Raw genomic sequence first — 7,663 nt, 5'->3', positions numbered from 1 at the left:
TGCCAGTTTGTGGCCCTGAACGTTCCCATCCATTGTCCGCGCATGGTGTCCCCCGGTCGCCTGCTGTGCGCAAAGTCTATCTCAACCCGTGCTGCATTAAAAAACGCCAGCATCAAGATGGCGCTTTATTCTTAACTGGCCTTCCTGATCGGGATCACGCTTGACGGGCGTTCCGTCTATGGAGACTTTCCATCGCAGCAGTCCACGTTGAAGCGCGTGCAGATCTCCATCGCCTCTCGCCGCTCTGGGATCTTATCCCGTACGTCATAGATCCCTTCCATCCCGCTCAGCTTTGGGTCAATGCCAATTCGCAAATCTCGTTTGAGATGCGCGTATTACGCATGTGGCTCCTTGCCGTGCTGTACGTGTCGTGTGGCGTGAAGTGGCGCATCTCAGTTGGTCTTTTCGCGCGTTTGGGTGATGTCGAGCCGGCGGTCGACACGGTTGATCGAATGCCCGTTTTGGCACCCGAAGGCTGTCATTGTGGAGTCGGGAGTTCGAACGGCAGATGTGGCTCGCGAGTGCGCATTCGATTGCAGTAACACTGACGTTCGCCGCTGCAGATGTGCGAATGTCAGGAAAGTGATCTACAGTCGCCTGACCGAAGCCGATATCTGAATGTCGGGTATGGTCGAACTGCAGTCTATCCCTCGCGAAGGACGCTGTCGGATGAAAATCTGCGGGCATCGACCGGTTGAGTTGGACCTACGCACAAAACTGCGCCCTGCGCCGCACTCGTGCCGCCGTGGCACGCCCCCCACGCGAATGCCGTGATAGCGGGTGTTAACGCAGCGATGACATTCGCGTACACGTGCCCGGACTCCTGGCTCACCATGACCGAGTGCAGCGTCTCCCACATCCGAGTCAACGCAGACCATTTTGCTATCCACCAGCGGTCGACCAGCAACGGGAAGCGAAGAATGAACGAGTGTCGAAAATCACAATGAATACGGCTGTGTCAGGGTCCGTTCCAATCCGTTTTGATTCGCCCTGGTCTATGCCAGACAAGGGTTTCAAGGATTTCCTCCGCTCCTTGATCTGCGCAATCGACTGCACTAAACGCAACGAGCGAGATGGACACCTTCAGCGGTTGTTTGCCACCTGCCTGACTATCACCGACGAGTGAATCGCGGAACACAGGAGTTCATGCCAGTGGCCAAGCGGCAGGAGTTAAAGAAGCGAGCCGGTCGACACCGCGTTGATTTGACACGCCTCATATGGCCCAACTACGCGGTCATCACCCCAGCCCTTCCCTCCGTCTGCCATCCGCCATCTGTCGTCTGTCGGACAAGCCATGCTCCAGCGGTCGTGTCACGCCCGCCGGTGCCGACGTGATGCCGGGATCTATCGAGCAAAGTGCCACTAAGGTGGTACCTGGATCAGTAAAGTGCAAAAGATCCCTTCGGCGAGACAAACAAGTACAACCTATGTGCCACTTATGTTCAATGCACTCGCCAAGGTGCGCGGCTGTAGTTAGGCGGGTCCCAACAGCACATACAAAACGTCATTCAACATCGCTGATATAGATATATTTCCAACCAGAGAAAACGGCTGTGTCAGGGATACACGACCGCACGTAAATCGTCGGAACCGCAATACCAAAGAGCTCGAGCGAGATGCCGCCCTGCGCGAGCGCGATCCTTATATGCAACGCCGTGCGCGTGACTGCCACCTCAACAGGGGTCTTCCCTTCTTCACACCGAAATCATGCCGACCACAAACGCGATTCGTCCTGTTCATGTCGGGCATTTTTCGTAGTCGAACATACTCCTTAACGCAGAAAATTTCTCTTGCACGCTCAGATCACATCGGTTAATCTTTTCACGCAAATACCGCCGCACACCGGCATGAGGTTGATCAACCGATCGGCCATCCTGATGTAAGAGCGCGACTGAGTGCTCATATGAAGCTGAATTGTTTAGGTCAAGTGGTTCGACCTAGGCGTTGACCATGCAATAGCACTCCGTCACCGGGTGCGACTCATTGCAATGCGCGTACGGGCCACCGACGCGCATTCTGTCCGCGTATGAATGATTCATACGTTTCGGGCGACTTTCCACGAAATCCAAGTTCCAACGTAACGTAAACGTCTCGCTGGCGTGACCTTTTCACCCACGAGACCGGCGGACAAACCGGGCCGGGCCTTTGGCCTAACCGCGCACCAGCAAACTTCGACGCGATGCATCCTCTCTGCGCATTGCGCTCGTCGCTCCGCTGCCTAAAAACAGCGAATCAAAATTCCCCTTCGCAATTCAATCGACTTTAAGGCGTTACGCGTTGGCCGCACGCGCGACGCCCTCCGTAATTGCATGACCGCGGCAAGTCGCGTCCTCGAGGGGACACGCACGGCACTACGCCGGCCATCTTTCACACAGTGCATCGACTGATTCTGTTCGCTCAGGCGATGGAGCTTTACCAATATTACGCTCAATCGGCAGCATCGCTTGCGACTCGCCGGTTGAGCTGCAACATGCAAGACAAACCAGCAGGGAGTGCACGTTTCCCAGGAACTCCCTGCAACTAACCTGATTTTCAACGACGACAGGAGCTCAACTCATGTTTAACGAACCCACCTTTGGGATTCAAAAACCGGTAGCTGTCGCCGTCGATGTCGGCTACGCCTTGCCCAAGTACGCATTCATGCGCGATGGAGAGGTCTCAACCGGGAGCTTTCCATCCATTAGCGTTCGCGCGCCGCAAACCGCGTTGACGGCTGACCAGGAACTCCCCGTATCTAACCTGACTTTCAACGACGACAGGAGCGCAACTCATGTTTAACGAACCCACCTTTGGGATTCAAAAACCGGTAGCTGTCGGGGTCGATATCGGCTACTCCTCGACCAAGTACGCATTCCTGAGCGATGGAGAGGTCACAACCGGGAGCTTTCCGTCTATTAGCGTTCGCGCGCCGCAGACCGCGTTGACGGCTGGCATGGAGAAAATCGGAGTGCGCGAGGCTGATATCAGAATCGTCCTTGAGGGAGGCGAGACCTTTATGGTCGATACGTTGGATGGTGAAGTTGTCTCGACCAGCACGACCCGCAGCGAAAACGACAACTTCGCAACGACCAAAGAGTACCGCACCCTGGTCCTGACCGCACTCGTCAAGTGTGGCTTCAGGAATATCGACCTGCTGACGCTGGGCCTCCCATTTCACACGTTCCACGCGTACGCGCCGCTGCTGATCAAGAAATTTCGCGGTGTTCACAGCTTTGGACATGGCACATTCACGATCAAAGATGTCGCGGTTCTCCCCCAGCCGCTCGGCTCGTACGCATATTTGCGCGCAACAGCTCCGGATGCATTTGTGAACGGGACCTCGTGCGCGGTCATTGACTCGGGCTGGGGTACGACGGACACGTTCGTATCTTCGGCCAGCTTTAAAATCGACCATCAGCGCTGCGGCGGTTTGCCTGGAGGCGCAGCGCTTGTCCTTCGCGAAATTGCATCGCGACTGCAAGCTAACTATAAAGGGCGATTCACCAATATTGACCGGATCGACCGTGCGATAGCTCAAGGCACCCCCCTTTATCACAACGGCGAGCAGATCGACCTCAAGCCGTATTTGCAGGACGCCCTTCACGTCACGATCCCCGTTTGCCGGTCGGTTCTTACCACGCTCCGGACGACCGAGGATCTCACCGTATTCGCGGCGGGAGGCGCGGGGCACTACTACCTCTCCACTCTGCGCGACGTACTTGGATGTAAGGTCAGGCTTCTGGATCAACCCCGGTTTACAAACGCCATCGGCTTTCTACTGGCGGGGCAATCGGCATGCAAGGCGCGCTCATGAAATCTCACAAAATTCAGGTCACGACAAATTCGGCCGGCCAGCCCAACCTGACCGAACGACTTGACCGTGAGCCGTCCCCACGGCGGCGCGCAGATCTCATCAAACATCTCGCCGAGCTCGGGGCCATGCTCGAGAGTATCGGGTTGACTAACCTCCTGGGCAGCACAACCTCCCGGTCAGACGCCACCAATATGAGCATAGTGCCGTCCTCCGAAAGCAAACCCATCAACGGAGAACTGGGACACGACTTCTTCACCAACGCTCTGGCCGACTACATGCCGGGCTCATCGCGGACCTCTGAGAAAGCACCGTCCTAGCGCCTGTTCTCACAAATTCGCATCTTCACGGAATTGCAGCGCGACCAGATCGTTCGTATCAGGAGCAAGGCGGTTTTGATGGATGACAGCGAGGGAAGAAAACGGACCTCAAGCAATCGGAAAATCACGACGTGGATGGACCACCAGGATTCATATGGTTGCCGCGGATGCTCGAACAACAATAGTGTTCGCACTCTCTCCGGGTCAGGCGGGTAATGGACCACGAAGGCGAGCCCTGTTGCAAAGCCTTGTGCGGTCCGATCGGTGGCTGCCCCCGCTCTTGGAGAAGGTATATGAAGGCGACAAGACGCGACAACTCGCGCCTCGCCCCCGGCTTCATCCCTGTTGTTCCACCCAACAACCAACCTTTCTGAACCATGGGAATTCGACCGCGAAATGCACAAGCGCAGACTCGACGTCGAACGCCGGGTTCGTTGCCCCACAAGCTTCCATCGTGTCTTCTCCCGATTCGACACGCTGGACCTCATGCTCCTCGCTTTCATCAATTTCGCGCGCGTTGTCAAAGGATTCAGATAGTGTGAACGGCCACCAAGAGAAACTGCCTCGCCAAGACAGGTACACCGGAGTTGCCATGGAACCGGTTGTGCTCTCCTCGAAGCTTCCATGAACTACCGCGAGATCCTTCGCAGTACGACATGTTGCATCCAGACAACAGCGAAGCAGGTATTCCACAAAATCTTTTTTTGCTTATATACTTGTCACCAGCTGCTAGTCCAGCATGAGTCCTCCGGGACGCTTCAGAATTAACGTATCAAAGACTGCTCATCCGCCGAGGACGGGCAGCTCATTCAAGCAAAATCCGTCTTTTTTCGAAGACGATACCTGCTTCTCGCCTGAGAGGTGGGTTGGCGTTTCCTCCCGACCAGAAAATCACCCCGGCTAATTGCTGGCGTGCCTCGACGTCCCATGCAGAGACATGTTCGATGGGCGTCGCTTAGCGTCGTTCGGGCCTGGAGCGCAGAGCAATTGGGATCGCACTTCCGATGTGATCCGCCGCCCCCTCAAGAGACCGCAACTCATCAAGCATGTGCCAGAGCGTCCTGCTCGTCACTAGAAATGGCTCTCGCGCCGCAGTCGCTGCCCCTGGTCAGGGCTACGCATCAACCCGCAAAAGTTCCTGACCCGTCGTCCACTCGTGGCGGCGGCGGCGCTAGCCGCGCGGGTTGCATCCCCCCTCGTGGATGCGACACTTCCTTTACGGAGGTCGATGCATGCGCACACGCAACAAACACTCCAGGCTGAACCGGGCACCGATTGTTGATCAGATCCGCCGGTTCACAACGGCCCGCCTGAAGGCGTCGGACAGGCGCGCCTATTCGCTTCAGAAACTCGCCGACAACATCGAAGCGCGGTTTCAGATCAAGGTTCACAAATCGACAGTCCAGCGCTTTCTCAAGACGCTTGGACTGCATTTCGCGTGGGAGAAAGCGAAATGACCAGAAGACCGATCTCCGTCGAACAGTTCGCACGCTCACGTATCTCGGCTGTCCTGGCCCTGGGGCAATCGAAGACTGCGCTTGGCAGCCTGGTTCATAACGTGATCACGTCCGTTGGCACTGCACGCAACTTCGAGCAGTGCCTGCGGGATTTCCTGCGGTGGCGGATTGCACAAGGTGCCAGTATTGACTGGCCAGTCACGCGCGCAGAGATAGAAGCTTATCTGCTTCATGAGAGCTCGCGTTGGCGCCAGAAAACCCTGGATCAGCATCGCCAGGCGTTGAGTCTGGTGTACAGCGTGGCCCTGACTCACTTCGACGCCGAGGTTCCGACTATCACCGAGGGACGGGCGTATACGCTTGATGAGATGGAGCGGATCGCACGTCGTCAGGCACCGCACAATGCGCTCGCAACGCGGATTGCGTTTCACGCAGGTGTCCGGGCCGCAGAGCTGTACGAACTGCGGGAGGCCCACGAACTTGCGCGAGAGCCGAACCGTCCGTGGCGCACTGACCTGTTCACCGGGATGCCTGAGGGCGTCATCTACCGGGTCACTGGCAAAGGTGGGCTGGCGCGCAGCATTCTGATTCCTATTGAGTTGCATGTGCAACTACAGTCTCTGCGGCTTGACACGCCCACCCTCGTCATCGATCGCCTGGTGCACCGGGAAGTACGTTTCCAGGTTGGTGGTGGACAAGCTACTTCGGAATCCTTTTCATCAGCCAGCAATCGGGCACTGGGTTTTTCTTACGGGTTCCACGGCCTGCGGCACCGCTACGCACAAGCTCGTCTCGAGACGCTCCTGAGCATGGGCCTGGATCCATTGGACTGCCTGGAGATTTTGTCCCAAGAAATGGGCCACCTCCGCCCTGATATATCACTTGTCTATACAACTCGGAGAAAGTCAGATGCCACAGAGAACTGATCGTCCGAAAGGGATGCGCGCGCGCCGCGATCGAAACGGGGCAGTCACCTATTATCTGCTGCGCGAGGACGGCTCAAAACTTGTTTTGGGCCAGAACTTTGAGCTTGCCTGTGCGCAATGGGTTCACGAGCAGCAATCGCGCGTCGCGCTCGCTCGTCCGGCGACTGCCCTCGAACTTCTGCACGGCATTGAACAGTGCACATTGCCCCTGGCAAGCAGACAGGCCACCGCTCGCCGGCGCAGCGAAATGGATACACTCCGAGGTTTTTTCACCGAACACGGGGACCCCAAGCTTGAGGAGATCACGGGCGAGGATGTGTTTCTGCGTTGGTACGGAAACACGGTTCGTCCAGGCCGACCTGACTCTGCCATCCGGATGTTCAGGTTGGTGTGGAAATCTGCGTCGAAACTCGGGATCGTTAGCACCGGTTGCCCGTGGAATACCTTCGATTTGCGCAAAGCTCAACTGAAGATGGAAGCGGCGGACGTCGTCCGTCACTTCGCATCGGCCCCACTGTCGGAACTTCTCGAAGACCTCATGGGAAGGACTGCGGTGACCACTGTCGAGTTTCCGGGCGCTGTGGAATCCGACTATGTAGAACGTCTGCGGGTTGAACTCTCGCATGCTGCATCCCGTGCGGTGATGATGCTGCGTAAGTCCGGTCGCACTGATCTTGTGGCACCGGTGTATCAACTCGAAATCAACGATTTGCTCTCGCTGCGGAGATCAACTTGCCTCGCACTGATTCGTCCTCCGGGCTCCATTCTTCTGCAACATCAACGCGCCGAAATACTCGCCTCGCTCAAGACGAAGACCAAATGTTCTGACGATACAGCCGACGTGGGTACGTACTTGGCTCAAGGACCACGAGACCAGGAAAACGAGCCGATGCCCGTCCTCACACAAAAAGATTCGCTGGAGGCAACAACATGGCCGACCGACTGATGACGAATGAGGAGCTGAAACGCGTGACCGGCAAACAGCGATATTCAAAGCAGGCCGAATGGTTCCGGCGCCAATTCAATTTCGACCCGCCGCGTTCCGGCAAGAACGCTGTCGTGGTTACCTGGGAAACGTTCCAGGCCCTGCAGGAGCGTCGGGCCGGGCTCAGGACCGTGTCACTGCCGGGCGACCCGGCTCCGCCTGTTTACCTTTTGCGCAAGGGGTGA

8 protein-coding genes are annotated in these 7,663 nt (G+C 56.9%); 7 read left to right on the top strand and 1 reads right to left on the bottom strand.

The genetic code is table 11. The annotated features are described in order from the left end of the window. The first annotated feature begins 2,556 nt into the window (after positions 1–2,556). Genes GNZ13_RS09530 through GNZ13_RS09520 form a run of 3 tightly spaced genes read left to right on the top strand, consistent with a single transcriptional unit; the run spans position 2,557 to position 4,110 of the window. On the top strand, positions 2,557–2,778 hold the full coding sequence (locus tag GNZ13_RS09530) for a hypothetical protein (RefSeq protein WP_172162653.1): 222 nt from the start codon (positions 2,557–2,559) through the stop codon (positions 2,776–2,778). After that, entirely contained in the window at positions 2,771–3,793 is a 1,023-nt protein-coding gene (locus tag GNZ13_RS09525) for a ParM/StbA family protein (RefSeq protein ID WP_172162651.1), read from the top strand. The genes GNZ13_RS09530 and GNZ13_RS09525 overlap by 8 nt, the downstream gene beginning before the upstream one ends. Beyond that, entirely contained in the window at positions 3,790–4,110 is a 321-nt protein-coding gene (locus GNZ13_RS09520) for a hypothetical protein (RefSeq protein WP_172162649.1), read from the top strand. The genes GNZ13_RS09525 and GNZ13_RS09520 overlap by 4 nt, the downstream gene beginning before the upstream one ends. 336 nt (positions 4,111–4,446) lie before the next feature. Here GNZ13_RS09520 and GNZ13_RS09515 read toward each other — a convergent pair whose 3' ends face one another. Then, positions 4,447–4,803, bottom strand: coding sequence for a hypothetical protein (locus tag GNZ13_RS09515; RefSeq protein WP_172162647.1), 357 nt, complete (start codon positions 4,801–4,803; stop codon positions 4,447–4,449). 539 nt (positions 4,804–5,342) lie between these two features. Between GNZ13_RS09515 and GNZ13_RS09510 the strand changes: the two genes are divergently transcribed. From GNZ13_RS09510 to GNZ13_RS09495, 4 genes are read left to right on the top strand one after another with little or no spacing between them, the layout of a single operon-like run. Further along, complete coding sequence (locus GNZ13_RS09510; protein WP_172162645.1) at positions 5,343–5,567, top strand: hypothetical protein; 225 nt, start codon at positions 5,343–5,345, stop codon at positions 5,565–5,567. Next, positions 5,564–6,493 (top strand): site-specific integrase, encoded by a 930-nt coding sequence (locus GNZ13_RS09505; RefSeq protein ID WP_172162643.1) that lies wholly within the window; start codon positions 5,564–5,566, stop codon positions 6,491–6,493. The genes GNZ13_RS09510 and GNZ13_RS09505 overlap by 4 nt, the downstream gene beginning before the upstream one ends. Then, positions 6,477–7,439, top strand: coding sequence for a hypothetical protein (locus GNZ13_RS09500; protein WP_172162641.1), 963 nt, complete (start codon positions 6,477–6,479; stop codon positions 7,437–7,439). The genes GNZ13_RS09505 and GNZ13_RS09500 overlap by 17 nt, the downstream gene beginning before the upstream one ends. Next, the gene (locus tag GNZ13_RS09495; RefSeq protein ID WP_172162640.1) at positions 7,424–7,663 is read left to right on the top strand and encodes a DUF4224 domain-containing protein; all 240 of its coding nucleotides are present in this window, start codon (positions 7,424–7,426) and stop codon (positions 7,661–7,663) included. The genes GNZ13_RS09500 and GNZ13_RS09495 overlap by 16 nt, the downstream gene beginning before the upstream one ends.

Source organism: Paraburkholderia elongata (genome assembly GCF_013177735.1).
GTDB lineage: Bacteria > Pseudomonadota > Gammaproteobacteria > Burkholderiales > Burkholderiaceae > Paraburkholderia > Paraburkholderia elongata.
This window is presented reverse-complemented; position numbering and strand designations above follow the sequence as displayed.